The following is a 23849-nucleotide window of genomic DNA, read 5'->3' on the forward strand; positions in this document are numbered from 1 at the left end:
GCTGCCCGATGTAACGGCTCGCACTTCGGCCCTGTGCGCAGGGCGAACTCAAGGGAACGACCGACATGGCAGAAAACACAAACGCTGCAGGCGAAGTGGCAGCAGGCGCGCCTCCGGGGATGCCGCAGCTGAACCCTGATTACTTTGCCAACCAGATCTTCTGGCTGATCGTCACGCTGCTGGTGATCTATTTCGTGCTGTCGCGCGTGGCCCTGCCGCGGATCGCAGCCATCCTTGCCGAACGGCAAGGCACAATCACAAATGACATCGCCGCGGCCGAGGACCTCAAGGCCAAGGCGGAGGCGGCGGAAGCGGCCTATGAGAAGGCGCTGGCCGATGCCCGCGCTGAAGCGCAACGCATTGCCGGTGAGACCAAGGCAGCCATTCAGGCCGACCTCGACGTCGCCATCGAAAAGGCGGATGCCGAGATTGCGGCCAAGGCTGCCGAGAGCGAAAAGGCCATCGCCGAAATTCGCGCCGGTGCCCAGGATGCCGTCAAAGAGGTGGCGAAGGACGCCGCGCATGACATCGTCGCTCTGATGGGTGGCAAGGCTGACGAAAAGGCGATAACTGCTGCCGTCAACGACCGGATGAAAGGATAAGTCATGCGTTTTCTGACCCTTACGCCCCTGTCCGTTCTGGTAGCCGGCCCCGCGCTTGCTGCATCGAAGAACCCGTTTTCGGCGGAGTTCTGGAAGCTGAGCAACACGGATCTGATCGTTCTGATCGCGTTCATTCTGTTCATCGGAGTCCTGTTCTACTTCAGGGTGCCTGGCATGATCGGGAAGATGCTGGACGACCGCGCGAGCGGCATCCAGTCCGAGATCGACGAAGCCCGCGCCCTGCGGGAAGAAGCCCAAACCCTGTTGGCCTCTTACGAGCGCAAGCAGAAGGAAGTTCAGGCGCAGGCGGACAAGATCGTCGAACAGGCCAAGAAGGACGCGGAAGCCGCTGCCGATCAGGCCCGTGCCGATCTGAAGAGATCGATCGAGCGTCGCATGGCTGCCGCCACCGACCAGATCGCGTCGGCTGAAGCGAGCGCTGTGAAAGAGGTGCGCGACACCGCCGCAGTGGTTGCTGTGCAAGCTGCGCGCGATGTGATTGCCAAGCAGATGACGGCCACCGACAGCAACAAGCTGATCGATGACGCCATCGCCGAGGTGGACGCGCGGCTGCACTAAGCCTTTGTCCCCACTCGGAAATTATTGAACCCCGGCCACCGCGCCGGGGTTCTTCGTATGTGAACCTTTTGTGAAGTTTTGCGTGGGCTTGCCATGGATCAAATGAGGTGACCGCGGCAGTCGCTAGGCGTTGGGAAAGGCACTGTTTCCCAGCCCAGCGAGGTTCTCAATGTTCGACGCCCAGACGACCAAAGACACGCCCGCCTTTGCCCATCGCCGCAACAGCCCACCCATCATGACGGTGCGCAATCTGTCGCTGCACTACGGTGAAAAGCAGGCTTTGGACGATGTCAGTTTTGATCTTTATGCCAACGAAATCCTCGCCTTCATTGGCCCGTCCGGCTGCGGGAAATCCACCGCCCTGAAATGCCTGAACCGCATGCATGATGACACGCGGGATGTGCGGATCAGCGGAACGATCCTGATGGAGGGCGAGGATATCAATGGCCCGGATGTCGACCCGCCACTTCATCGCCGTCGCTTTGGCTGGGTCGCGCAGAAGCCCAACCCGTTTCCCACGTCGATCTACGAAAACGTGGCCTACGCGGCGCGGCTGCATGGTCTGACGCCAAACGGAAAGGCGCTGAAAGAGCATGTGGAACAATGCCTTACCCGTGCTGGGCTGTGGGAAGAGGTGAGAGAGCACCTGTACAGGAAACCGGGGACCGACCTGTCGGGTGGGCAGCAGCAACGGCTGTGTATTGCCCGCGCGCTGGCGACGCAGCCTGATGTGCTTTTGATGGACGAGCCAACGGGATCCATCGACCCGATTGCTACCGCCCGCATCGAAGACCTGCTGCTGGAACTGAAGCAGGATCAGGCCATTGTCATCATCACGCATTCCATGGCGCAAGCGCGGCGGATTGCGGATCGGGTCGCCTATTTCCACCTTGGCAAATTGCTGGAAGTGCAGCCGACTGAAGCAATGTTCACCGCGCCTGCAACAAGCGAAGCCCGTGCCTTTATCGAAGGCAAGATGGGGTGATCAGGCCGATGTTTCGTGGTCGAGGCGCTGGCGGGCGATCTCTTCATTGTGCTCGGCCTTTTGCTGGTCGCGCAGGGCCCGTTCGACATAGTCGAGATGGGCGTGGACGGCAGCGCGGGCTGTGTCGGGGTCGCGGACTTGCAGGGCCTCGTTGATCTGCCGGTGTTGGTCCAGAAGGGCCTGCCGGGTGGTGCGCTGTTTGAACATGACCTGCCGATTGTAGAACACACCATCTCGGAGCAGTTGATACATCGACCGCATCATGTGGAGCATGATGACGTTGTGGCTGGCCTCGATGATCGCCATGTGGAACTGCGCGTCGAGCTGGGCTTCTTCCTCGCCATTGCGCTTGGGGTGGGCGGCTTCCATCTTTTCGAAGACCTTTTGCACGACGGCCAGATCGGTGTCTGAGGCGAGGCGCGCGGCGCGTTCGGCGGCGAGCCCCTCCATGTCGCGTCGGAAGCTGAGATAGTCAAACACAGCCTCGTCATGGCGGGCGAAAAGTTCAGTCAAAGCAGGAGCAAAGGCGGAGCCGAGGACGTCGGCCACGTAGACCCCGGCGCCCGGTTTGGCGACCAACAGCCCGGTCTCTTGCAGGGTGCCGATGGCGTCGCGGAGGGAGGGCCGGGAGACGCCCATGCGCTCGGCGAGGTCGCGTTCGGGGGGCAGCCGTTCGCCGGGGCGTAGGATGCCGCGCAGGATCAATTGTTCGATCTGGCGGATCACGGCGGCGGACAGTTTGTCGGGCTGGACGGGGCGAAAGGGCATGGTCTCTCCGGTCGAATTGGTAAAATCATATGACCAGTTGAGCGGTGGTGCAATCGGAGAGCGGGTGCGGTGAGTCGGCGCGTGCGTTTACCTTGTTTTCATGGAGATTGACGTCGAAAACAGGGTGTCACCCCCCTGTGCACCCGTCGTGCACCCCCTGTACACCCCCAACGGACGCCGAGGCGGAGGTTAACGCAACGCGCGGTGGGGTCTGTTCATTAGTTGTTAACCAAGCGTGGGCTTTGCTGCTGACATGCGCTTTGTTCTCTTTGCCTGCCTTGCTCTTGCCGCCTGCAACACCGCGGGCCCGCATTTTCGCGGTTTGCCAGCCACCACGGTCACGGTTGACGGATCGACATTTGACGTGCGCGTCAACGGACGACTGGCGGAGGCGCTGCGGACGAACATGCAGTACGCACCGCGATTTGGTCCGATCAAGGCGCGTGCGGCCAAAGCTATGGAGATCGTCAGCGGATGCAAGGTGAAGGAGGTGCGTGGGGATCAGGCGCTGGCGACCGGTATTCTGGATTGTGGCAAGGGTGGTCCGCCCATCGACCGGCAGGTGCCGCAAGGGGAATACAGTTGTTACACGCTCGACAGCTATGTCAGCCCGGCCACGGATGAGCTGGTGCTGGCCGTGGATTGCGATGTGATCTGAGAGCGCTGCCCGCAATATCTTGTGGATAAACCCGCCCAAATCGCAGTTTGTGGGGGCGTGGCGTTGACAGCTTTGCCCATGGCCGTCCACCATGCCAGCCCAACCAGACTCACTTTGGGGGCCGCGTGCGCTTTTCCAAACTTCGACTGACCGGCTTCAAATCCTTTGTCGATCCGACCGACCTGATCATCGCGGACGGTCTGACCGGCGTGGTCGGCCCGAATGGTTGCGGCAAGTCGAACCTCCTGGAAGCGCTGCGCTGGGTGATGGGTGAGAACCGCCCCACGGCGATGCGCGGCGGGGGTATGGAGGATGTGATCTTTGCCGGCGCATCCACCCGGCCCGCGCGCAACTTTGCCGAGGTCAGCCTGCATATCGACAACTCGGAGCGGCTGGCGCCTGCAGGGTTCAACGATCAGGACGCGCTGGAGATCGTGCGACGCATTACGCGGGATGTGGGCAGCGCCTACAAGACCAATGGCAAGGATGTGCGGGCGCGCGATGTGCAGATGCTGTTTGCCGATGCGTCCACGGGCGCGCATTCGCCTGCGCTGGTGCGGCAGGGGCAGATTGCGGAGTTGATCAACGCCAAGCCGAAGAACCGTCGCCGGATTCTTGAGGAAGCGGCGGGGATTTCCGGCCTGTATCAGCGGCGGCACGAGGCCGAGTTGAAGCTGAAGGGGGCCGAGCAGAACCTGGCGCGCGTCGATGATGTGATTGAGCAGTTGGCGGCGCAGTTGAACCAGTTGGCCCGGCAGGCCCGGCAGGCGGCGCGCTATCGCGAGATTGGCGACGCCCTGCGCAAGGCTGAGGGGCAGTTGCTGTATCGACGCTGGCGCGAGGCGGATGATGCGCGGGCTGCGGCGGATGAGGAGCTGCGTGCGCGGACCACTGCGGCGGCGCAGGCAGAAGGCGCTGTGCAGGTGTCGGCGAAGGCACGAGTGACGGCCGAGGATGCCTTGCCCCCGTTGCGCGAGGAGGATGCGATTGCCGCTGCCGTCTTGCAGCGTTTGGCGGTGCAGCGTGATACCCTGGCCGATCAGGAGGCGCAGGCGGAGCAGGCCATTGAGCGGTTGACCGGTCGGATTGCGCAGTTGGCGCGGGACATCGAGCGCGAGGGTGGGCTGAACAAGGACGCGGGTGAGACGATCGAGCGTCTGGAATGGGAAGCCGCCGAGATTGCCAAGGCCAGTGAAGGCCATGAGGGGCTGCTGGCTGAGGCGGCAGAGGCGGCGCGCGAGGCGGGCCAGGTTTTGCAAGCGCGCGAGGGCGATCAATCGGACAAGACCGAGGATGTGGCGCGTCTGGCGGCGCGGCATGGGTCGGCGCAGCGTTTGCTGGAGGACAGCCGGAAGGTTGAGGCGAAGTCGGAGGCTGAGGCAGAGAAGGCGCGGGCGGCTGTGGCGACGAGCCGCGCGGCGCTCGACAAGGCGGGGGTGGATTTTGAAGCGGCTGAGGCGGCGTCGGCTGAGGCTGAGGCGACGGCCAAACGGGCCGATGCGGCGCTGATCGCGGCGGAGGATGCGCGGGCCGAGACGCAGTCGCGTGAGGCCGATGCCCGCGCCGAACGCTCGGAGGCTGAGGGCGAGATGAATGCTCTGCGTGCCGAGGCCGGAGCGCTGGCCAAGCTGGTGGAGCGGGATACGGCGGAGGGCGGTCAGATCCTCGACCGGTTGCAGGTGCAGCAGGGGTTTGAGAAGGCGCTTGGGGCGGCTTTGGCCGATGACTTGCGGGCGCCGCAGGTTGAGGCGGATGGTCCATCGGGCTGGGCGGTTTTGCCTGCCTACGATGTGGATCAGCCGTTGCCCGAGGGTGTGACGGCGCTGACCCAGCACGTGTCGATGCCGGAAGTGTTGCAGCGCCGGATGTCGCAGATTGGCCTCGTCGATGCAGATGACGCGGCGCGGTTGCAGCCGCTGTTGAAGCCCGGTCAGCGGTTAGTGTCGCAGGAAGGCGATGTGTGGCGTTGGGACGGGTTTCGCGCGTGGGCGGAGGATGCGCCGAGTGCGGCGGCCTTGCGTTTGCAGCAGTTGAACCGGTTGGAGGAGTTGAAACAGTCGCTGGAGCGGGCCACGTCCCGTGCGGATGGTGCGCGGCAGGCGCATGAGGCGTTGACTGCTCGCATGGCTGAGTTGACCGAGGCTGATAAGATGGCGCGCCATGCGCGGCGTGAGGCAGACCGGATGGTCGCGGATGCAGGGCGAGCGCTGAGCCGGGCGGAGGCGGATCGCAATCTGGCTGAGGGGCGGTTGGAGTCCCTTGGTTTGGCCGTGACCCGGCACGAAGAGGATGCGATGGCGGCGCGGGTGCGGGTGTCGGAGGCCGAGACGGCCTTGGCCGATTTGCCCGATCTGGAGGCCGCGCGGGCGGAGGTTGAGGACCTGCGCATGACCGTTGAGGCGGCGCGCATTACCATGATGTCGCGTCGGTCGGCCCATGACGATCTGCGCCGCACGGGTGAGGCCCGCGTGAAGCGCGCGCAGGAAATCACCAAAGAGGTAAGCGGCTGGAAGCACCGGCTTGAGACGGCGGAGCGCCGGACGGCCGAGCTGATTGATCGCAAGGTGACGTCAGAGGCCGAGTTGAAGGAAGCGCAGGCGGCGCCGGGTGAGTTGGCGGCCAAGCGCGAGGCCTTGAGTGACGAGATTGCGCGGGCTGAGAGCCGTAAGGCCGAAGCCGCTAATGCGTTGTCCGAGGGCGAGGGCAAGTTGCGCGATGCGACGCTCGCCGAGCGTGAGGCGGAGCGCCTGGCCTCCGAGGCGCGTGAGGCGCGGGCCCGATCCGAGGCGCGGTCGGAGGCGGCGCGCGAGACGGTTGCCTATGCCGCAGAGCGGATTGCCGAAGAGCAGCAGATGACGCCGAACCAGTTGCTGACGGCTCTGGATGTTGTGCCGGATCAGATGCCGGGGGCGGAGGCGTTGGAGACCGAAGTGGGGCGGTTGAAGCGGCAGCGCGATGCTTTGGGGGCCGTCAACCTGCGGGCTGAGGAAGACGCCAAGGAGGTGCAGGAGGAGCATGACACGCTGGTGGGCGAAAAGGCCGATCTGGAAGAGGCGATCAAGACCCTGCGCAGCGGCATTGCAAGCCTGAACCGCGAGGGGCGGGAGCGGTTGTTGACGGCGTTTGAACAGGTGAACTCGAACTTCTCGCTGCTCTTTACCCATCTGTTTGGCGGGGGTGAGGCGAACTTGGTCATGGTCGAAAGTGAGGATCCACTTGAGGCGGGGCTGGAGATCATGTGTCAGCCGCCGGGCAAGAAGCTGTCGACGCTGAGCCTGCTGTCGGGGGGTGAGCAGACCTTGACCGCGATGGCGCTGATCTTTGCTGTGTTTCTAGCGAACCCGGCGCCCATTTGTGTGCTGGACGAGGTGGACGCGCCGCTGGATGATGCCAACGTGACCCGGTTCTGTGATCTGCTGGACGAGATGTGCCGCCGCACAGATACGCGATTTTTGATAATTACCCACCATGCGGTGACGATGGCGCGGATGGATCGGTTGTTCGGCGTGACAATGGCCGAGCAGGGGGTGAGCCAGTTGGTGTCGGTGGACCTGAAGAAAGCAGAGACGATGGTGGCTTGAGACTGGTCACCATGACGTGACGGGACCGTATGTTCCAGGCATGCTACAGATACATCATGCGATTTTCTCTGATTTTCCTCCTGCTTACTGGTACCGCCTTTGCCCAAGATTGGGCAGTGCGCAGCACTGATGCGCCTCTTGATCGTCCTGCCGTGATGGCGCTGGTCGAAGGGAACACTCTGACATTCTTTGATGATGGGCAGTCCAAGTTTTCGGCGGGCGGGGCTTATTCCTACACCTACGCCAATGGTGGCGGGACTGCCTTTGGTCAATACGAGATCGCAGCGGACGGCACGGTCTGCATCGCCTTTCGCAACGGGTTCGGGCGCTGTGATCGCTATGTCGAAAGCGATGGTCGCGTTGTCATGCTGACCGAAAAGGGTGAGCGGTTTCCGATCCGGCCTTAACGCGCAGTTTTAACCAAATCTTCTTCACTTTCTCAGCATCTTGCCTGCGCGGCCCAACCCGGGCCGTGAAAGGGGGTGATTGAACTGTCGGAGAGAAACTTCCGAAGATGGATGGTCGCGATCGCAGTCATGACATTGTGTGTCGCGCTTATCCGACTCTTGATCGGGCTGTAGCCTGAAAAAGAGTGACCCGGCAGAGATGCTCCTCTGCCGAGCCTTTTGTTCGGTGATTGAACTGAACAAAACTTCCGATGCGTTAAATATAGTCCAATTCTTACCAAAACTCAAACGCGCGCTGTCAAAGTTGGTTAAGCAACGCTGGTGTCGGCCAGGCATCGGCCGGCAGACCGAGCCGCTTCTGTTCTGTTTGAACGGCGGCGCGTGTCCCGGCGCCGAGAATGCCGTCGATCTTGCCTACGTCGTGGCCTCGCGCCTGCAGTTTGGTCTGTAACAGCTTCATCTCATCGGGACCCAGCCCTGCGTCTGGGCTCCCTGCATCGTAAACCTGCGCGCCACCCAGACGGGTCGCGAAATAGGCGGCGGTGAGAACGTAGGTGAAGGACTGGTTCCACTCGAAATAGACGTCGAAATTCGGATAGGCGAGGAAGGCGGGGCCTTTGTGCCCTTGCGGCAGGATCAGGGAGGCAGGCAGGTTCGCAAGCTGGCCATTGCGCGCCTCGACGCCCATGGCTTGCCAGTCGGCAACGTTGCGTGGTTTGCCGACACCGCTCAGGCTCCAGTCCATCTGCGCGGGCACTGTGACCTCTTGCAGCCAGGGCTCGCCCGCGCGCCAGCCGAAATGCCGAAGCATCTTGCCGCCGGACATCAGCGCATCGGGGGCAGAGGTTTTGAGGCGGACCGCCCCGTCGCCATCGCCGTCCACGCCGTTTTCGATGATGTCGCCGGGCAGCATCTGGACCATGCCGATCTCACCTGCCCATGCCCCGGTTGTGACGGCGGGGTCGAAATCTCCGGCGGCGAAGAGTTGCATGGCGGCAAAGACCTGTGGACGGAACAGATCGGGGCGGCGGCAGTCGTGGGCCAGTGTGACGAGGGCGTTGGCGGTATTGAAGTCACCTTGGAACGATCCGTAATCCGTCTCGAACGCCCAGAAGGCCAGGAGCACGTTGCGGTCTACGCCGTAGGCCTGTTCGACCCGTTCAAACACGCCGTCCCATTGCCGGGCCTTCGACCGGCCGGTGTCGATCCGATTTTGCGAGATCAAGCGGCGGGAGAAGTCGACGAAGGGGCGCTGGAACACGCCCTGTGCGCGATCGGCGCGCAAAACCTTGGGGTCCTGTCGTACGGAGGCGAGGAAACGCTCTGCGGTTGCGGGTGCAATGCCGCGCGATGCGGCTTCCGATTCTAGGCCGTCTTTGAAGGCCGAGAAGTCGCCCCCGCATTGCGCCAGCGCGAGGCTCGGCAGACATGTCATGACCGCCGCGCAGGCGAGTTTTCTCAGAATATCCAAATCAAAACTCCAACAAAAATAATAGCGGCCAGGGCAAGACCCCAGCTTTTCCACACGATCCTGACGGCGGCGTCAATGTCGGCCGGGCCAAGGGTCCGACGTCCATCGGGGTTGACCCAGGCTAGATCTTCCATCCGACCATGATAACTACGCGGTCCGGCCAGGGCGATGTTCAGGGCACGGGCCATGGCGGCTTCGGGCCAGCCGGCGTTGGGCGAGCGGTGCAGCGCAGCGTCGGCGCGGATTGCTGCCCAATGTGCTGTTGCCTCGCCCGCAAGCGCGATCAGCCCCCCCGTCAGCCGGGCGGGCACCCAATTCAGAAGGTCATCAAGCCGTGCTGCCGCCCAGCCGAATTCCGCGTGGCGCGGGGTTAGGTAGCCGATCATGCTGTCAGCGGTGTTGACCACCTTGTAGATCAGGATGCCGGGCAGCCCGCCGATCAGGAACCAGAAGGCGGGCGCGATCACGCCGTCGCTGAAGTTCTCCGACAGGCTTTCGATCCCCGCGCGGGCGACCTGATCCGGGGTGGCGGTGCTGACGTCGCGGCCCACGATCATGGCGACGGCGCGTCGCCCTTCGCCCGTGGATTGGCGCAGGCCGTGGGCGACGGCGGCGACATGGTCGACAAGCGAGCGATGCGCCAGCAGGATGGCGGCACCGATGACTTCGACCAGCCAGCCAAGCTGGGCTAGGGCGAGACCGGTGACGCCCGCGGCGACGACGAGAACCGTGATGGCGGCAACGCCTTTGGCCCGCGTGGCGGGCGCGGTGTTGAGCCGGGTGTCGAGAGCGCTGACGGCGCGGCCCATCAAAACGGCCGGATGCGGCAGACGCGACCACAGCCACTTCGGTTCTCCAGCCATGGCATCGAGGGCCATGGCAAGCGCAAGCGTCAACGCGGTTGTCACAGCGCGGCCTCAAGCCGGTCCCACGCCCCCGTCGGTGGAAGACCAAGGCGCAGCCAACTGCTGCTGTAGGGAAAGACGCGGCTCCAGATATGTGCCTCTGCGAGTCGGGTATGCCAGGCGCCCGCGTTGCCTACGTCGTAGAGCCGAAAGAGCGTCGTGCCGCCCACCAGCTCAGCGCCTTTGGCCTGCATCAAAGTGTCGAGACGTTTGGCGTCCCGTTTCAAAGTATTACGCGTGTCTTGCGCCCATGTCTGATCTTCGAGCGCTGTTGCCCCGATGGTCAACGCGATGCCGGACACGGGCCAGGGGCCGAGCATATCGGTGAGTTGCGCGATCAGGGTTGGATCGCCAATGACAAAGCCAAGGCGCACGCCGGCGAGACCCCAGAACTTACCGAAACTTTTCAGGATCAGCGTGCCGGGCCGGTCGGCATGCGCGATCAGGCTGGCATCTGGGATGACGTCGCAAAAGCTTTCGTCGATGACCTTCAGGGGGGCTGTCAGATCGGCAGCGCTCCATTGTCGTCCGTCCGGATTGTTGGGGTGTACGACAACGTGGGCATCTGCAGGCCGCGGGCTTCCTGTTACGGCCCAGCCTGCATTGGCAAAGCTTGCGGCGTGTTCGTTGTAGGTAGGTGCGGGGATATGGACCACGCCTGTGGGCGCGAGCCGGGGGATCTGTGCGATGGCTGCCGAAGCGCCGGGCGTGGCAAGGATGGCTGCGCCATCCGGTACATTCCAGGCCGTGCGCGCGGCGGTAATCAAACGGTCTGCGGCGGCTTTGTCCGGCAGGGCAGTCCAGTCCATGTGCGAGAACGTTGGTAACGGATAGGGCGTGGGGTTAATGCCTGTGGACAGGTCGATCCAGCCGGAGCGCTGCCCGCCATATTGCGCAATGGCTGCATCCAGACCGCCGCCGTGATCTCGTGTTTGCGCCAAAATGCAAGGCTCCTGTGCATCACGTGCCGGTTTCGGCGTCTTCTGGCCCGGACAAAGCGGAAACTTGCCCAGTTTTCAAGTCTGAGTGATCGCGTTAACGGACTACATGATCCGTTAATTGTTTGTTAACACAATATTGCCCAGAAGAATGAGCGTGCCCTAAGGGCCGCTCGGAGTGACCATGAATGTATTGATCGTTGAAAGCCGACAGGAGTTGGGTGTGCTGTGGCAGCGGCACCTCGCACGGCAGGGTGCGGACGTGGCCCTTGTTCACGGTCAGGACGAGGCTGTGGCGCATCTGTCTGAATACGAGGCCGATATCATTGTCATGGATCTGGTTCTCGACGAAGGCAGCGCGCTTGCTGTTGCGGATTTTGCCAGCTATCGCCATCCCAATGCGCGAGTGATCTTTGTCACCGACACGACCTTCTTCTCGGACGGGTCGATTTTCAATCATGCCAGCAACGCCTGCGCCTTTGTGACTGCTGGCACGCCGCCCGAGGATTTGGCCGCGATGGTGGAGCATTACGGCGTCAGCTGAGCGCTTCGCGCCTGTGAGGTTCATCGAAATCCAGAACGGGATTGATCGGAAGGATCCGGTGCGGATTGATGCTTTCGTGGCTGTAATGATAGTGCCGCACGATGTGGTCCATGTTCACCGTCTTGGCCACGCCGGGCATCTGGTATAGTTCGCGGGTATAGGCCCAGAGGTTGGGGTAATCGACCAGCCGCTTGCGGTTGCATTTGAAGTGCAGGTGATAGACGGCGTCGAAACGCACCAGCGTGGTCCAGAGCCGCCAGTCGGCTTCGGTCAGCCGGTCGCCTATCAGATAGCGTGAGCGCGACAGCCGATCCTCCAGCCAATCGAGGGTGTCAAAGAGTGGATGCACCGCCTCATCATAGGCCTCTTGCGTGGTGGCGAAGCCGGATTTGTACACGCCGTTGTTGAGCGTGTCGTAGATGCGGTGGTTTACCGGTGCGATGGCGTCGCGCAACGCTTCGGGCCAGTAATCGTCGGTGTTTCCGGTGATACCGTCAAAGGCGGAGTTGAACATGCGGATGATCTCGGAGCTTTCGTTGCTCACGATGGTTTCGCGCTCTTTGTCCCAGAGGATCGGCACGGTCACGCGGCCTGAGAACGTCGGATCAGCCTTTAGGTATATGTCCCTTGCGTAAGGCAGGTCGTAGAGCGTATCACCAGTCGCTCCCGTATTGTCTGTCTCAAATGTCCAGCCGTCGGACAGCATATCCGGGTGCACGGCGGAGATGCTGATGTGATCGGTCAATCCTTTGAGCGTGCGGAAGACCAGTGCGCGATGCGCCCAGGGGCAGGCGTAAGAGACATAGAGGTGATACCGCCCGCTGGCAGCTGCAAATCCGCCCTTACCAGACGGGACCGCATGGTCATCTGCGGTGATCCAGTTGCGGAACTTGGCTTGGCTGCGCTGAAATTTTCCACCGCTCGATTTCGTATCGTACCAGCGGTCATGCCAGACGCCGTCCACCAAAAGTCCCATGTGACTTCTCCTGCTTGAGTTGCGGCAGATGTAGGGGCGGCGGATTTGCGCGCAAAGTGACTGTGGCGCGCATCACGCCTGCGTCTTTGCACATCTGCATGTAATAGATGAGAGTCACAGGAAAGACACAGGCCGAAAGACTCGTGCCATGTTGTTGGAATTTCAGTGAAACGACTCGTTTTACGCGGCATGTTTGGCGTGGGTGGGGAAAAGGAAAGTCTGCCATGTCGACATTCGTACCCAAAGAAGTGCAAGCGGGCTTGGACAGCGCGCGCCTAGTGTCTTTAAAGGAGGCATCGCGCTTGCGGCTTGCCGTTGATGGCGACACCTATCCTGTGCTGCGCATGTGGAAGACTGGGTTTTCCATGCAGGCCGATACGGCACCGTATCTTCGCGGCTATGTTGATTTGTACGATGGTGCGATCCACCTGTTCCAATGCCTGATTGTCGCCGCCGATGAAGAAGCGGGCGAGATGCGATACGAGTTCAAGCGCCTGACTGCCGTAGCTGAAAAGCCCGCGCTGGATTTCGTGCGGGCCGAGAATGCACCGGTGGCATTGTTGACGCGGGACGCCGAGTGACGTTGGGCGCCTGAACACCGCCTGCTGGTCAGGTGCTGTCGGCTTCGTCCGAGATCAGAAAGAACAGATCCTCTGTGCTGCACCCGAGGTGGCGGGCGAGTTTCAGTGCCAGCAGCGTCGAGGGGATGAAAACGCGGTTTTCAATCGTATTGATCGTTTTGCGCGACACGTTGATGGCATGTGCAAGTTCTGCCTGTGTCAGACCAGCGGCCTTGCGCCGTGATTTGAGCGCATTGCCCAAGCGTTCATCCACTGGCTCTGCCATCGCACCACTCGCGCCATGTATAGTTCAGTGTCCACAGCAACATTGAGATCATAGCCAACCCTATTGCGACGTGGGCCGCGTCGAGCGGGACGTCGACATAGGTCATCGCAAGACCGCCGAGCAACGCGATTTGGAACGTGCCTGTGAACGCCCATCGATAGGCCCGCGCCATATTGGTCTGCTGTCGTTCGTCCAGCAAAGAAGGATCGGCCCGCGCGGCCCGCATTTCGATCCAGAGAAACGGAGCTGTTACAAGGCTCAGGAGGAAGGCGAGGCCAAGCACGATCCAGATAAAGACCGGGACCGACAGCGGGTCAGGGGCGGTTGTGAACCAGAAGAGCAGCGGCATCCAAATGACGAAACTGAGGGTTGAAATGAGGAGGAGCGGCAGCGAACGCCTTTCAATCTTCAGTTTCTGCGCCGGATCAGGTCGCTTGCGCGGTTTCAGTCCGAACAAAAGCGCGACGCCAGCAGCACCAAACGCCCCGCCGATGGCTGGCCCCCGCAGTATTTCGGGATCCAGGTTGGGACTTAAACTTGCCAGCGGGCCTGCGAAGAGGGCGACCAAAAAGCACAGTCCAGACAAGATGAGGCCGGAACGTTTGGCGCGGTTCCAACCTTGTTCCTGATCAAACATAGAGACCACCATTTTGTAACCTAAAGGTTACATTTTAGATCTCAATCGGTCACGTCAAGGTTACATCTTTGGATGACCTGTCGGTAAGCGCCGACCTGCGCGTTTCCATTCCTGCGCAACCAAATGATGCCGCTAGAGCTGGCATGGGCGCCGCAGCGAACCGCGGCGCTGGTACATTCAAAATAATTCGAAATCCGAGCCGAATGGGACCTGCGGAATGCGTCCCTCAAGATCGGAGAACGTAGAGTCGTCCGGTATCATTTGAAAGTTAAAGGCGCCATCCGCACTGTATGTGTAGACGTCCGTTATCCCGGTATACGGGTCGTAGACGGAGTAGGTCGCCGAGTCTGTGTCCGGGTCGTAGTTAATCTCGGCGTCTTTGGGCGGATCTTTGATTATGAACTCGTCCCAAGGATCACTAGGCGTGCCCGCAGCATCATCCATTGCGGCTGAGACGAAGTCGCCAACCGTGTAGCCAGGCAATTGCAACGTTTGGCCAATGCCAAAGCCAACGCTTGAGAAGAAGCCGGACCCACCGGACCCGGCAAAGCCTGCGGGACCGGCTGAGATGATCGACAGGAAACCACCTCCGCCACCGCCGTCTATTGAGATTTCTGATTTAATGATGTCGCCGCCAATCGGCATAGTATCCTCCATGTAAAATTTTGGAAATGTGCCTGCGACACACTGCGCCGCAGCCGATAGCGCCGTTGAGCGTCATTAAGCTCTGGGATGAACGCAACTGACCGTTTTGTGTGGTCCCCGCGCAGGCAAAAACCCGCTATGCTGGGCGGAGACTTGCCGATCCTGCGCTTCTGGAATGAGCAGGAGAGTACGCCCGACCTGCATATGCGTGCACGCCGTTGGCGGATTTGTGTTGCGTCAGGCTGCGGCCTACGCGGCTATTGCAGATCGCCGAATGCCTTGGCCAGACGTTCCACCGCTTCCTGCACCCGCGCACGTGGCGTGGCGATGTTGAACCGCAGCCAACTGTCGCCGCCCTTGCCGAAGGTTGGGCCGTGGTTGACCGCGATGCAGGCGTCCTGTTCGACGCGCTTGGTGAACTCTTCGCGCGTCATGCCGGTGCCGTCGAAATCGACCCATGAGAGATACGTGGCTTCCAAGGGCATCGAGTAGAGACCGGGAATGGCGTTGACCGCCTCATCGAAGAGTTTGCGGTTGCCGTCGAGATAGCTGACCAGTTCGTCGGTCCATGCCGCACCTTCGGGTGAGTAGGCGGCGGTCGCCATGAAGAGGCCGAAGGAGTTGGGCGAGAGGCCGAGGCCTGCCATGCGCTGGGCGAATTTGGCCCGCAGGTCAGGGTCTGCGATGATCACGTTGCCGGAGTGGGAGCCCGCGATGTTGAACGTCTTGGTCGTGGCCGTCATCATGATCAGCCGGTCCTCGACCCCCGGAATGTGTGACATGGGGATGTGAGTGTGGCCCGGCATGACGAGGTCGTGGTGAATCTCATCCGAGACGAGGATCAGGTTGTGCCGTTTGGCGAAGGCGGCGACGCCGAGCAGCTCGTCGCGCGTCCAGACACGCCCGCCGGGGTTTTGGGGCGAGCAGAGGATGAGCATGGTTTCGGAGCCGTCGAGCTGTTCGTCCCAGGTGTCGAAGTCCATCTCGTACCGCCCGTCGGACATGGGCATTTCGCATTCGACCACGCGCCGGTTGTTGGCTTTGATGACCTTGGCAAAAGCGTGGTAGACGGGGGTGAACAGCACGATGCCGTCGCCCGGTTCGGTGAAGGTATCCACGCACATGGCGGTGCCGTTGACGAGGCCATGGGTGGTAAAGATGTGGTCGGCCTGCACCGTCCAGTTGTGCCGTTCCTTCATCCACCACTGGATCGCTTCCCGGTACTTCGTGTCGTCCCCGAAATAGCCGATGATCCCGTGGTCCAGCTGCGTCTGCACCGCGTCCAGCACGCATTGCGGCGGGCGGAAATCCATGTCGGCCACCCACATGGCGAGCCCCTTGTCGCCGTCGACGCCATAGATCGCCTCCATCATGTCCCATTTTACGCAATGGCTGCCGCGTCGGTCGATGATGGTGTCGAAACTCATGAGGATACTCCGCTTGTCTTGGGGCAGGCTAGCGTGCATCGGAGCAGGTGCAAGGGGACATTGCGGTGGCCGGGGCGTTGGCTTACATGAACGCCATGAAACGCCCCATTCTTCTGCACCCTGACCCGCGTCTGAAAAAGACGGCTGAGGCCGTGCCCGACCTGACGGACGAGTTGCGCGCGCTGGCCGATGATATGCTTGAGACGATGTACGACGCGCCGGGTATTGGGTTGGCGGCCCCACAGGTGGGGGTATTGACCCGTCTGGTGGTGTTGGACTGCGTGAAGGAGGATGGCGACGCGCCCCGTCCGCTGATCATGTTCAATCCGGAGATTGTGGCGTCGTCCGACACGCTGAACACCTATGAAGAAGGGTGCCTGTCGATCCCCGAGCAGTTTGCCGATGTGACCCGCCCGGCAGAGGTCGAGGTGCGGTGGATTGACAGTGATGGCAATGAGCAGACGGAGGCCATGGATGGGTTGTGGGCCACTTGTGTGCAGCACGAGATTGATCACCTCGATGGCAAGCTGTTCATCGACTACCTCAAGCCCCTGAAGCGCCAGTTGATCACTCGCAAGATGCAGAAGCTGAAACGGGAACGCGCCCGCGCATGAGTGTGCGGGAGATCCTGATCTGGCCGCATCCACGGCTCGAGGCTGTCTGCGCCCCGGTTGATGTGATTACGCCTGAGGTGCGTGCGTTGGCCGAAGATATGCTCGAGACGATGTACGCCGCTCCCGGCCGGGGCCTCGCGGCGCCGCAGGTGGGTGCGTTGGTGCGTCTGTTTGTGATGGATACTACGTGGAAAGAGGGCACGCGCCGCCCGGTGGTCTGCATCAACCCTGACGTGATTGAGCGGTCCGATGATCGGGCCACGGCTGAGGAGGGGTGCCTGTCGATCCCGGGCGTCACAGCCAGCGTCGCGAGACCCACATCGGTGCGCATGGTCTGGACCGATCTGGATGGCATTGTCCATGAGGCATGGCTCACCGGCTTTGCCGCATTGTGTGCGCAGCACGAATTGGATCATCTGGACGGGATCCTCACCCTAGACCGTGTGGATGATATGCAGCGCGATGAAATCCTTGCAGTATATGAGGGGGATGCATGACCATTCGTCCCTTCATCCCATGGCCTGACAAGCGCCTGCGTACGCCTGCCGAGGATGTGCCCGACATCACTGACGAGATACGCGCGCTGTGGGCCGATATGGTTGAGACGATGGATGCGATGCCCGGTGTGGGGTTGGCCGCGCCGCAGATTGGTGTGATGCTGCGCGTGGCTGTGGTCGATGCGACGACGGACCGGTCGCGCCGTATCCTGCTGGCGAACCCGGAGGTGCTTGAGGCGTCCTCGGAAATCGAAAAGGGGACGGAAGGAAGCCCGAACCTGCCCGGTGTGTCGGCTGAAGTGCCGCGCCCGAAGGCTGTTACTGTGCGGTTTCTGAATGAGCAGGGCATGATAGACCGTCGCGATTTCGAAGGGCTGGAGGCGCGGAGCGTGCAGCACCAGATCGACCATCTGGCCGGGCGGATGTACTTCGACAATCTGGGTCGGGTGAAGCGGGACATGCTACTGCGTAAGGCGAAGAAGGGGCGGTGAGATGCGTGTGATTTTCATGGGCACCCCGGTGTTTTCCGTTGCGGCGCTGGATGGGTTGCACGCGGCGGGGCACGACATCGTTTGCGTCTATACCCAGCCGCCGCGGCCTGCGGGGCGGGGCAAGAAGGATCGGCCCAGTCCGGTGCAGGCGCGGGCGGAGGCACTCGGGCTGGAGGTGCGCCATCCGGTGTCGCTGCGCAATGAGGCGGCGCAGGCGGATTTTGCGGCGCTGAACGCGGATGTGGCCGTCGTTGTGGCCTACGGTTTGATCCTGCCGCAGCCGATTTTGGATGCGCCTGTGCATGGGTGTCTGAATATTCATGCGAGCCTGTTGCCGCGGTGGCGTGGGGCGGCGCCGATCCATCGTGCGATCATGGCGGGGGATGCAGAGACGGGTGTGTGTATCATGCAGATGGAGGCGGGGCTGGATACTGGCCCTGTGCTATTGCGGGGGAGCACGCCGATTGGGGCGACGGAGACCACGGCGGACCTGCATGACCGGTTGGCCTGGATGGGCGCGGAGTTGATTGTCGAAGCGCTGGCGGGGTTGGATGATCTGGTGGCCGAACCGCAGCCTGAGGCGGGCGTGACCTATGCCGAGAAGATCGACAAGGCGGAGGCGGCGATTGACTGGGGTCGCGATGCGGTCGAGGTCGATCGGCTGATCCGGGGGCTGTCGCCCTTTCCAGGGGCGTGGTTCGAGCTTGAGGGGACGCGGATCAAGGTGCTGGGGTCGGTGCTGGCCGACGGTGCGGGGGCTGCTGGTGCGGTCCTTGACGATGCGCTGACCGTCGCCTGTGGCACGGGAGCTGTGCGCCTGACCCGCTTGCAACGGGCGGGCAAAGGGGCGCAGGATGCGGAGGTGTTCTTGCGCGGTCTGGCGCTGTCCAAGGGCACGCAATTGTAGGAGAGCAGGCATGTTTCCCACCCTGATCGGCACCGTCGTGATTGCGGGTATCGTTGGTTATCTGTCTGAAAAGAAGCGCTTTACCCATAATGGGATCGTGCAGTCGATCATCATCTGTATCGGGGGCGCGTTCCTGTTCTACTTTGTCCGGCTGATGTTTGGCTTTGGCTTTTCCAGCCCGGGGCTGAACGCCATTGTGTCGTCCATCGGGGCTTTGATCATCGTGCCGACGCATTGGCGGAAGTAGCGGCGTCAGTCGCGGTCTTTGATTTCTGGTGTCTTCACGTTTGGGCTGAGGTGGCTTGAGGGTTTCGCCTCCCGAAATCCGGGGCCGAGATGGACGGAGGGTTTGGCAGCGCGGACCCCGCTGGTGAGCGGGGTTGGTTTGGAGACAAGCCGCTGTGTTGGGTCGGTTTGGTTGACCAGAGGCGGCATTTCCGGCGATTGGGCTGTGACACTGGAGGCGAGTGCCCCTGCGATCACGGCAGTGCAGAGCAGATTTCGTGCCATTTCTTCTGCTCCTGTTGCCGGTGCCCGCCATACCCATATGGCAGGCCGCCGGTGCGATTTTGAGGATGTGATCAGAAGAATTTCTTGATCAGCACCTGCCTTTTGAACTGCGTTCTGGGCGAGACGTAATTCTTTTTCACGCTGCGGTGCTTGGGGCCGTGAAACTTGTGGCCATGATGTCTGTGGCCATGCAACCTGTGGCTGCGATGTTTGTGCGGGTGGAATTTGTGGCCGTGATGGGATTTGAAGCCGTGATGTTTCCTGACCTTGATTTTGAAATTCGCGTCGATCACTTGCGCGTTTTCGCTATTGGCTGTGGCGCTGGCCCAATGGGATTGCGCGCTGACCGGTGACAGGCTGGTGATGGTCACAGCGGTGGCGATGGCGGCGATCAGAAGCGGGGTCTTGGTGGCTTGCAGGTTCATGTCTGTTCTCCTTTTCGGTGGCGGTCGGGGCCGTGTGTCTTGGGAGAAAGATAGCGCTTAGGGCCTGTAACAATAAGGGACCGATCGGTCACAGACTATCATGGGAATGGCAGTGAGATGTGACTGGCTTAGCGTGAATAAAAGAATTTTTCTTTCAAGGTTAGGTAGTTGCACTGATTGAGACGTGTAACAAACCGCGTGATGTGCGCCGCTGGGCACGGGTTTGCGCGTGCTATTTGTCCTTGAATGGGGCCATGCCCGCCCGCGCGAGTTCATCTGCGCGTTCGTTTTCGGGGTGACCCGCGTGCCCCTTGACCCATTCCCATGTCACCTGGTGCCGGGCTTGGGCTGCGTCCAGCCGCTGCCAGAGGTCGGCATTGGCGACCGGCTTTTTCGAGGCGTTTTTCCAGCCGTTCCGCTTCCAGCCGTGGATCCAGCTTGTGATCCCGTTCTTGACGTAGTTGCTGTCGGTCACGACGGTGATGGTGCTGGCGCGGTCGAGTGCTTCGAGCGCCGAGATGGCGGCCATGAGCTCCATCTTGTTGTTTGTGGTCTGCGCCTCGCCGCCCTTTAGCTCGCGCTCTTTGACGACCGTTTCGCCGTCCATCGCGCGCAGCAGCGCACCCCAGCCGCCCGGGCCGGGATTGCCGGAGCAGGCGCCGTCGGTATAGGCGAAGAGCTTAGCCACGGTTGGCCTGCAGCACGATAAAGGGAGCGATTTCGCCCGAGAGCCCAGCCTCTTCGCCGGTGCGGGTGTAGGTGAGGGCGAAGCCGGTTTGCGTGAGCAGGTCGGTCAGCGCATCCTCGGTCATGTAGGAATAGAGCCGTCCTATGCTGTCGCGTGCCTGTCCCGCGCCGAGCTTGGTGCCGAAGTGGAGGAGGCCGCCGGGTTTGAGCGCCTGGTTTATGGCGGCGAAGTGGTCGGGCCACGTGTCGAGAGGCGTATGCAGCATGGAGAAGTTGGACCAGATGCCGTCGTAGGCGGCGGTGTCTGTGAGGTCCGCGTAGGTCGCCTGACGCGCGGTGACGCCTGGGTGGGATTTGGCGAGCGCCAGCATCTCGGGCACCGGGTCCCAGGCGTGGGCGGTGAGACCGGCTTGCGCCATAGCCGCTGCGGCAAAGCCGGGGCCGCAGCCGATGTCGAGGACGGTCCCGCCTTTTGGGACATTTGCGATAAACTTCTGCACCATGGGGTCGGCGCCTGCGTTCTGGACGAGGTCGGCGTACTCGCCTGCCTTGTCGGCGTAGATTTGAAGCGTTTCGCGGTCGCTCATCAGATCACCGTGACGGCGAGGCAGGCGACGACGATGGCCGTCAGCAGGACGCGCAGTTGCATCCACCAGCGCGGGGTCAGGCCCCAGCGGGAGAAGGCGAAGTCCAGCATCAGCAGGCCGATGAAGCCGAAGATGAGGTTTGTTGCGGCACTTGTTGGCCCGCCGCCCGTCATGAAGAAGGCCCAGAGCGCGGGGATGACCGAGAGGACGTAGCCGGTGGCGGCCTGGGCGCCGCTGGCCTTGGTTGCGAAGCCCCAAAGCACGCCGGACATGAAGGACAGGATCACCGAGCCGTAGAAGAGTTGCACATAGGGTCCGATAAAGCGCGGGCCGATATTATCGAGACCCCATGCGGCAAGTGCGGGGCTGAGCACGGTGAAGGCCCCCCAGATGAAGGGGATCAGGCCGGCGAGGCCGAGGATCAGGGGCGCGCGGGGGATGGAGGTCATAGCTCGGAGATCAGTTTGGCGATGCGTTTGAACCGGGTGTCGGCCCTTTTGGCCGTGTTGACAAGGTGCAATTTGGCGCGCTGCTGGCCGGGGGTCAAACTGGCCCAGTCGGCGCTGCGTCCCGCGCTGCGGATCGCGGCCATCACATCCTCCGGCACCTCGACGAGGGTGGGGTCGACGGGGCGTATGCGCGCATCGAACGGCTGGCCGACCTCAAGCCCGCTGTCCCGCAGGAAGGTCTTGCCCGTGTAGACGAAGGTGCCGTCGAGGACGGGGGCCTTGGTCAGGGCGAGGTTGATGGGGAAGTCGCCGAACTCGCCCTCGATCCGCTTGGTTTTGGGGAACAGGGCGGCTGTGACCTCATCCGGCAGGCGCAGGATGGTGTAGGTGTTCTTGCCCCATTCGAGAGGTCCGATGACCCCTTCGAACCAGATCCAATCGTCACTCATGCACGTTCAAGGGCGAGGCGGCCTGCGAGGGCGGCGAAGATCGCGGCGAAGCTGCGGGATAGCCAGCGCATGACCACTTCGGAGCCGAGGATCCATTGGCGGGCGGCGGCGGCGAAGGTGCCGTAGAGGACGAAGACGGCGAAGGTCATGGCCATGAAGACGAGGCCGAGGGTTGTCATTTCGAGCGTGGCGGTCGCTGCGTTGCCGGACAGGAAGGGCGGCAGGAGGGCGAGGAAGAAGATCGACAGTTTGGGGTTCAGGATGTTGATCAGGGCTCCGCGTCGGGCGATCCGCCAGCCAGCATCAGCGCTGCGTTGGGACGAGATGTTGAGGGCGCCATCCGAGCGTAGGCTGCCCCAAGCGAGCCAGAGGAGGTAGGCAACGCCTGCGAATTTCACGATGTTGAAGAGGAGCGCGGAGGTGTGGAGGATTGCCGCCAGCCCCAGCGTGGCTGCGGCAAGGTGAGGCACGATGCCGAAGGTGCATCCGAGGGCGGCCCAGAGGGCGGCGCGACGTCCTTGGCCGAGGCCGAGCGCGAGGGTGTAGATCACGCCGGTGCCGGGTGCGATGACCACGACCAGTGCCGTGAGCAGGAATTGTAGGGAGAGCATTGCAGGACCTCGCGACTTTGTTCGGCGAGGGTAGGCGGTTGGTGGATATGCGTAAAGAGCGCAGAGGATGCCTTGAGCGTGTCCGTCCGCGTGATTTCCATGCTGGCGGTATCCAAAGAGGCTTTGCGCGCGGCCAACATGCGCTGTGTGATGCTGCAATGATTGGGCGGGGCCGGTCCTCGGGGGGCAGGACCGGCCCCATGGTCCGGCGCTTAGTTGGTCGCGCCGAACAGGGTTTGGTGCATGAGTGTATAGACGTCGGTGGAGTCCATCAGCGGCGCGATCATGTCGCTGTTCAGGCCCGCGCCACGCACCAGGATGCCCCCGGCGACGTCGCTGTAGCCGGTCCAGGCAATGCCGAAGAAATGCGTATTGCCGTTCACGTCCGGTGCCGTTTCGAACGCATCGCCGAATGTGCCCTGGACACCATGCAGAATGCCACCGCCGGATGTTGTGGCTTCGACCGGGCCTTCCTCCTGATGGTAGACCTGCATACCTGCGGCGTCGGAATCTGCGGCCATGACCAGCAATGTATCGTCGCGGTCCTCAAGGAATTCTACGATTGACCCGACGGCTGCATCAGCCCGCCTGAGCGCCTCCAGCGTACCCGCAGCGTTCATGTTGTTGGCGATGTTGTCTGTGCCTTCCTCTTCGATGACGGCGAAAAAGCCGTCTTCGTTGCGGCTGACGACTGCCAGGGCAACCTCGGTCATTTCGGCGATGGATGGTGCGTTTTCATTATATGTGGGTTTGCCGTCGATCAGGTTTCGTTCGCGCTCCTGGTCGTTGAAGGTGTGGTTGTGGGCGAAGATGCCCAACAGCTTGTCGGTGCTGTCCGGGTCAAGCGCCATCAACTCCTCACGGGTGTAGACGATGGTGTAGCCCAGCTCTTGGGCCATTTCGATCAGGTTCATGCCGTCTTCACGTTCGCCAGGGCCGTGCTGGCCCTCGGTTCCCACGGGCAGCAGGTCGCGTTCACCGCCTGCCATGATGACCTGAGCGCCGGATTCGATCACCTGTTGCGCGATTTCTGCTGCATTGCTGCGGCTTTCGTTGGAGGCCACGAAGACGGCTGTGCCGGGTTCCGAGATGTGGCCCGACTGGACCAGCGCCACAGCCTTGCCTGCCTCCATCGCCTCTTGCGCGATGGACATATCCTGCCCCGACGCGGCGGTCAGCGGTTCGGTTCCGTTCATGCCGAAGCTGTCGGCCAGCACTTTGACCCCGTAGGCGTGTACGGTCGCACCGCCGTGGGAGGTGCCGCTTACGCGGTCGGCCATGTGGCCGGTATAGACGCCGAGTGCGGGCAGCTTGTCCCAGTTCAATTCGCCATCGGGGCCGACGGTGTGCATGCGGGCAGCCAGCCAGTGGTTCACCCCGGTGCCATCGGGATGGAAGAAAATAACGTTTCCGTTGTCCTGGGCGAGGGATGTCCCCGCGGTTGCGGACAGAAAGAGTCCAGCAGTCAAAGCAAGTCGAAAAGGCGTTGGCATGTCATGCTCCGGTCAGAGGGTGCGAGTGAGACGGGTGGCGGCGGCTTCCCACAACCGCAGGTAAGTGCCGCACATGACAAAACGATGTGATCCGCGATAACGGATTTGTGAGTATGCGTGGATGGGCAGGATGCCGCCGGTAGATCGACGCGGTTGTCCG

30 protein-coding genes are annotated in these 23849 nt (G+C 62.1%); 13 read left to right on the forward strand and 17 right to left on the reverse strand.

Going from position 1 to position 23849, the window contains the following annotated elements:
• Nucleotides 1–65 precede the first annotated feature (65 nt).
• From FD715_RS13780 to FD715_RS13790, 3 genes are all read left to right on the forward strand, one after another.
• Nucleotides 66–602: a F0F1 ATP synthase subunit B' gene (locus tag FD715_RS13780; protein ID WP_147110642.1), complete on the forward strand. Its 537-nt coding sequence runs from the start codon at nt 66–68 to the stop codon at nt 600–602.
• Between the two features lie 3 nt (nt 603–605).
• Entirely contained in the window at nt 606–1181 is a 576-nt protein-coding gene (locus FD715_RS13785) for a F0F1 ATP synthase subunit B (RefSeq protein WP_147110645.1), read from the forward strand.
• A gap of 235 nt (nt 1182–1416) precedes the next feature.
• Nucleotides 1417–2166 carry a phosphate ABC transporter ATP-binding protein gene (locus FD715_RS13790; RefSeq protein WP_189799498.1) on the forward strand — a complete coding sequence of 250 codons (750 nt, stop codon included), beginning with the start codon at nt 1417–1419 and terminating at the stop codon, nt 2164–2166.
• Here the strand turns inward: FD715_RS13790 and FD715_RS13795 are convergent, their stop codons facing one another.
• Complete coding sequence (locus FD715_RS13795; RefSeq protein ID WP_147110651.1) at nt 2167–2934, reverse strand: FadR/GntR family transcriptional regulator; 768 nt, start codon at nt 2932–2934, stop codon at nt 2167–2169.
• Nucleotides 2935–3187: 253 nt separating this feature from the next.
• Between FD715_RS13795 and FD715_RS13800 the strand changes: the two genes are divergently transcribed.
• The 3 genes from FD715_RS13800 (at nt 3188) to FD715_RS13810 (ending at nt 7580) form a co-directional block, all read left to right on the forward strand.
• Nucleotides 3188–3592, forward strand: a complete 405-nt coding sequence (locus tag FD715_RS13800) for a hypothetical protein (RefSeq protein ID WP_223274880.1) — start codon at nt 3188–3190, stop codon at nt 3590–3592.
• Between the two features lie 125 nt (nt 3593–3717).
• Nucleotides 3718–7173, forward strand: coding sequence for a chromosome segregation protein SMC (smc, locus tag FD715_RS13805; protein WP_147110655.1), 3456 nt, complete (start codon nt 3718–3720; stop codon nt 7171–7173).
• 116 nt (nt 7174–7289) lie between these two features.
• Complete coding sequence (locus tag FD715_RS13810; RefSeq protein WP_223274881.1) at nt 7290–7580, forward strand: hypothetical protein; 291 nt, start codon at nt 7290–7292, stop codon at nt 7578–7580.
• A 298-nt stretch (nt 7581–7878) separates the two neighbouring features.
• On the opposite strand, the gene FD715_RS13815 is transcribed toward FD715_RS13810, so the two are convergent.
• From FD715_RS13815 to FD715_RS13825, 3 genes are read right to left on the reverse strand one after another with little or no spacing between them, the layout of a single operon-like run.
• Complete coding sequence (locus tag FD715_RS13815; protein WP_147110661.1) at nt 7879–9015, reverse strand: lytic murein transglycosylase; 1137 nt, start codon at nt 9013–9015, stop codon at nt 7879–7881.
• 23 nt (nt 9016–9038) lie between these two features.
• Nucleotides 9039–9959: an adenosylcobinamide-phosphate synthase CbiB gene (gene cbiB, locus FD715_RS13820; protein ID WP_147110664.1), complete on the reverse strand. Its 921-nt coding sequence runs from the start codon at nt 9957–9959 to the stop codon at nt 9039–9041.
• Nucleotides 9956–10897, reverse strand: coding sequence for a threonine-phosphate decarboxylase (locus FD715_RS13825; protein ID WP_147110667.1), 942 nt, complete (start codon nt 10895–10897; stop codon nt 9956–9958). The genes cbiB and FD715_RS13825 overlap by 4 nt, the downstream gene beginning before the upstream one ends.
• A gap of 181 nt (nt 10898–11078) precedes the next feature.
• On the opposite strand from FD715_RS13825, the gene FD715_RS13830 reads away from it, so the two are divergent.
• On the forward strand, nt 11079–11438 hold the full coding sequence (locus FD715_RS13830) for a response regulator transcription factor (RefSeq protein ID WP_147110670.1): 360 nt from the start codon (nt 11079–11081) through the stop codon (nt 11436–11438).
• Here the strand turns inward: FD715_RS13830 and FD715_RS13835 are convergent.
• A complete protein-coding gene (locus tag FD715_RS13835) occupies nt 11431–12414 on the reverse strand; it encodes a glutathione S-transferase family protein (protein ID WP_147110674.1) in 984 nt (327 codons plus the stop codon). The genes FD715_RS13830 and FD715_RS13835 overlap by 8 nt on opposite strands.
• 224 nt (nt 12415–12638) lie before the next feature.
• Between FD715_RS13835 and FD715_RS13840 the strand changes: the two genes are divergently transcribed.
• Complete coding sequence (locus tag FD715_RS13840) at nt 12639–12995, forward strand: hypothetical protein (protein ID WP_147110677.1); 357 nt, start codon at nt 12639–12641, stop codon at nt 12993–12995.
• 28 nt (nt 12996–13023) lie between these two features.
• On the opposite strand, the gene FD715_RS13845 is transcribed toward FD715_RS13840, so the two are convergent.
• The 4 genes from FD715_RS13845 to FD715_RS13860 form a co-directional block, all read right to left on the reverse strand.
• Nucleotides 13024–13260, reverse strand: coding sequence for a helix-turn-helix transcriptional regulator (locus FD715_RS13845; protein WP_147110680.1), 237 nt, complete (start codon nt 13258–13260; stop codon nt 13024–13026).
• Complete coding sequence (locus tag FD715_RS13850) at nt 13241–13897, reverse strand: hypothetical protein (protein ID WP_147110683.1); 657 nt, start codon at nt 13895–13897, stop codon at nt 13241–13243. The genes FD715_RS13845 and FD715_RS13850 overlap by 20 nt, the downstream gene beginning before the upstream one ends.
• A 177-nt stretch (nt 13898–14074) precedes the next feature.
• A complete protein-coding gene (locus FD715_RS13855; RefSeq protein WP_147110686.1) occupies nt 14075–14554 on the reverse strand; it encodes a hypothetical protein in 480 nt (159 codons plus the stop codon).
• A 245-nt stretch (nt 14555–14799) separates the two neighbouring features.
• Complete coding sequence (locus FD715_RS13860; protein ID WP_147110690.1) at nt 14800–15969, reverse strand: MalY/PatB family protein; 1170 nt, start codon at nt 15967–15969, stop codon at nt 14800–14802.
• Between the two features lie 95 nt (nt 15970–16064).
• On the opposite strand from FD715_RS13860, the gene def (FD715_RS13865) reads away from it, so the two are divergent.
• The 5 genes from def (FD715_RS13865) to FD715_RS13885 are packed head-to-tail and all read left to right on the forward strand — an operon-like array spanning nt 16065 to nt 18725.
• Nucleotides 16065–16583: a peptide deformylase gene (gene def, locus FD715_RS13865; RefSeq protein WP_147110693.1), complete on the forward strand. Its 519-nt coding sequence runs from the start codon at nt 16065–16067 to the stop codon at nt 16581–16583.
• Nucleotides 16580–17080: a peptide deformylase gene (gene def, locus FD715_RS13870; RefSeq protein ID WP_147110696.1), complete on the forward strand. Its 501-nt coding sequence runs from the start codon at nt 16580–16582 to the stop codon at nt 17078–17080. Before def (FD715_RS13865) ends, def (FD715_RS13870) begins: the two co-directional genes overlap by 4 nt.
• Entirely contained in the window at nt 17077–17571 is a 495-nt protein-coding gene (gene def, locus FD715_RS13875; protein WP_147110699.1) for a peptide deformylase, read from the forward strand. Before def (FD715_RS13870) ends, def (FD715_RS13875) begins: the two co-directional genes overlap by 4 nt.
• A gap of 1 nt (nt 17572) precedes the next feature.
• Nucleotides 17573–18478: a methionyl-tRNA formyltransferase gene (fmt, locus tag FD715_RS13880; RefSeq protein WP_147110702.1), complete on the forward strand. Its 906-nt coding sequence runs from the start codon at nt 17573–17575 to the stop codon at nt 18476–18478.
• 10 nt (nt 18479–18488) lie between these two features.
• A complete protein-coding gene (locus FD715_RS13885; RefSeq protein ID WP_147110705.1) occupies nt 18489–18725 on the forward strand; it encodes a hypothetical protein in 237 nt (78 codons plus the stop codon).
• 5 nt (nt 18726–18730) lie between these two features.
• On the opposite strand, the gene FD715_RS13890 is transcribed toward FD715_RS13885, so the two are convergent.
• The 8 genes from FD715_RS13890 to FD715_RS13925 form a co-directional block, all read right to left on the reverse strand.
• Complete coding sequence (locus FD715_RS13890; protein WP_147110708.1) at nt 18731–18988, reverse strand: hypothetical protein; 258 nt, start codon at nt 18986–18988, stop codon at nt 18731–18733.
• A gap of 71 nt (nt 18989–19059) precedes the next feature.
• Nucleotides 19060–19413 carry a hypothetical protein gene (locus tag FD715_RS13895; protein WP_147110711.1) on the reverse strand — a complete coding sequence of 118 codons (354 nt, stop codon included), beginning with the start codon at nt 19411–19413 and terminating at the stop codon, nt 19060–19062.
• A gap of 232 nt (nt 19414–19645) precedes the next feature.
• The gene (gene rnhA, locus FD715_RS13900; protein WP_147110714.1) at nt 19646–20101 is read right to left on the reverse strand and encodes a ribonuclease HI; all 456 of its coding nucleotides are present in this window, start codon (nt 20099–20101) and stop codon (nt 19646–19648) included.
• Nucleotides 20094–20687, reverse strand: a complete 594-nt coding sequence (locus tag FD715_RS13905; RefSeq protein WP_147110718.1) for a class I SAM-dependent methyltransferase — start codon at nt 20685–20687, stop codon at nt 20094–20096. The genes rnhA and FD715_RS13905 overlap by 8 nt, the downstream gene beginning before the upstream one ends.
• Complete coding sequence (locus FD715_RS13910) at nt 20687–21136, reverse strand: DUF3429 domain-containing protein (RefSeq protein ID WP_147110720.1); 450 nt, start codon at nt 21134–21136, stop codon at nt 20687–20689. The genes FD715_RS13905 and FD715_RS13910 overlap by 1 nt, the downstream gene beginning before the upstream one ends.
• Nucleotides 21133–21585 carry a YdeI/OmpD-associated family protein gene (locus FD715_RS13915; RefSeq protein WP_147110722.1) on the reverse strand — a complete coding sequence of 151 codons (453 nt, stop codon included), beginning with the start codon at nt 21583–21585 and terminating at the stop codon, nt 21133–21135. The genes FD715_RS13910 and FD715_RS13915 overlap by 4 nt, the downstream gene beginning before the upstream one ends.
• Entirely contained in the window at nt 21582–22196 is a 615-nt protein-coding gene (locus FD715_RS13920; RefSeq protein WP_039682223.1) for a LysE family translocator, read from the reverse strand. The genes FD715_RS13915 and FD715_RS13920 overlap by 4 nt, the downstream gene beginning before the upstream one ends.
• Nucleotides 22197–22408: 212 nt before the next feature.
• Nucleotides 22409–23665, reverse strand: coding sequence for an alkaline phosphatase (locus FD715_RS13925; protein WP_189799495.1), 1257 nt, complete (start codon nt 23663–23665; stop codon nt 22409–22411).
• Between the last annotated feature and the right edge of the window lie 184 nt (nt 23666–23849).

The organism is Tateyamaria sp. syn59, from assembly GCF_007995245.1.
Lineage (GTDB): Bacteria > Pseudomonadota > Alphaproteobacteria > Rhodobacterales > Rhodobacteraceae > Tateyamaria.

Excerpts from the sequence above, each read along its gene's own strand:
- FD715_RS13780 (WP_147110642.1), top strand. The coding sequence starts at position 66 with ATGGCAGAAAACACAAACGCTGCAGGCGAAGTGGCAGCAGGCGCGCCT.
- FD715_RS13785 (WP_147110645.1), top strand. The coding sequence starts at position 606 with ATGCGTTTTCTGACCCTTACGCCCCTGTCCGTTCTGGTAGCCGGCCCC.
- FD715_RS13790 (WP_189799498.1), top strand. The coding sequence starts at position 1,417 with ATGACGGTGCGCAATCTGTCGCTGCACTACGGTGAAAAGCAGGCTTTG.
- FD715_RS13795 (WP_147110651.1), bottom strand. The coding sequence starts at position 2,934 with ATGCCCTTTCGCCCCGTCCAGCCCGACAAACTGTCCGCCGCCGTGATC.
- FD715_RS13800 (WP_223274880.1), top strand. The coding sequence starts at position 3,188 with ATGCGCTTTGTTCTCTTTGCCTGCCTTGCTCTTGCCGCCTGCAACACC.
- FD715_RS13815 (WP_147110661.1), bottom strand. The coding sequence starts at position 9,015 with ATGACATGTCTGCCGAGCCTCGCGCTGGCGCAATGCGGGGGCGACTTC.
- FD715_RS13830 (WP_147110670.1), top strand. The coding sequence starts at position 11,079 with ATGAATGTATTGATCGTTGAAAGCCGACAGGAGTTGGGTGTGCTGTGG.
- FD715_RS13835 (WP_147110674.1), bottom strand. The coding sequence starts at position 12,414 with ATGGGACTTTTGGTGGACGGCGTCTGGCATGACCGCTGGTACGATACG.
- FD715_RS13840 (WP_147110677.1), top strand. The coding sequence starts at position 12,639 with ATGTCGACATTCGTACCCAAAGAAGTGCAAGCGGGCTTGGACAGCGCG.
- FD715_RS13845 (WP_147110680.1), bottom strand. The coding sequence starts at position 13,260 with ATGGCAGAGCCAGTGGATGAACGCTTGGGCAATGCGCTCAAATCACGG.
- FD715_RS13850 (WP_147110683.1), bottom strand. The coding sequence starts at position 13,897 with ATGTTTGATCAGGAACAAGGTTGGAACCGCGCCAAACGTTCCGGCCTC.
- FD715_RS13855 (WP_147110686.1), bottom strand. The coding sequence starts at position 14,554 with ATGGAGGATACTATGCCGATTGGCGGCGACATCATTAAATCAGAAATC.
- FD715_RS13860 (WP_147110690.1), bottom strand. The coding sequence starts at position 15,969 with ATGAGTTTCGACACCATCATCGACCGACGCGGCAGCCATTGCGTAAAA.
- def (WP_147110693.1), top strand. The coding sequence starts at position 16,065 with ATGAAACGCCCCATTCTTCTGCACCCTGACCCGCGTCTGAAAAAGACG.
- def (WP_147110696.1), top strand. The coding sequence starts at position 16,580 with ATGAGTGTGCGGGAGATCCTGATCTGGCCGCATCCACGGCTCGAGGCT.
- def (WP_147110699.1), top strand. The coding sequence starts at position 17,077 with ATGACCATTCGTCCCTTCATCCCATGGCCTGACAAGCGCCTGCGTACG.
- fmt (WP_147110702.1), top strand. The coding sequence starts at position 17,573 with ATGCGTGTGATTTTCATGGGCACCCCGGTGTTTTCCGTTGCGGCGCTG.
- FD715_RS13885 (WP_147110705.1), top strand. The coding sequence starts at position 18,489 with ATGTTTCCCACCCTGATCGGCACCGTCGTGATTGCGGGTATCGTTGGT.
- FD715_RS13890 (WP_147110708.1), bottom strand. The coding sequence starts at position 18,988 with ATGGCACGAAATCTGCTCTGCACTGCCGTGATCGCAGGGGCACTCGCC.
- FD715_RS13895 (WP_147110711.1), bottom strand. The coding sequence starts at position 19,413 with ATGAACCTGCAAGCCACCAAGACCCCGCTTCTGATCGCCGCCATCGCC.
- FD715_RS13905 (WP_147110718.1), bottom strand. The coding sequence starts at position 20,687 with ATGAGCGACCGCGAAACGCTTCAAATCTACGCCGACAAGGCAGGCGAG.
- FD715_RS13910 (WP_147110720.1), bottom strand. The coding sequence starts at position 21,136 with ATGACCTCCATCCCCCGCGCGCCCCTGATCCTCGGCCTCGCCGGCCTG.
- FD715_RS13915 (WP_147110722.1), bottom strand. The coding sequence starts at position 21,585 with ATGAGTGACGATTGGATCTGGTTCGAAGGGGTCATCGGACCTCTCGAA.
- FD715_RS13920 (WP_039682223.1), bottom strand. The coding sequence starts at position 22,196 with ATGCTCTCCCTACAATTCCTGCTCACGGCACTGGTCGTGGTCATCGCA.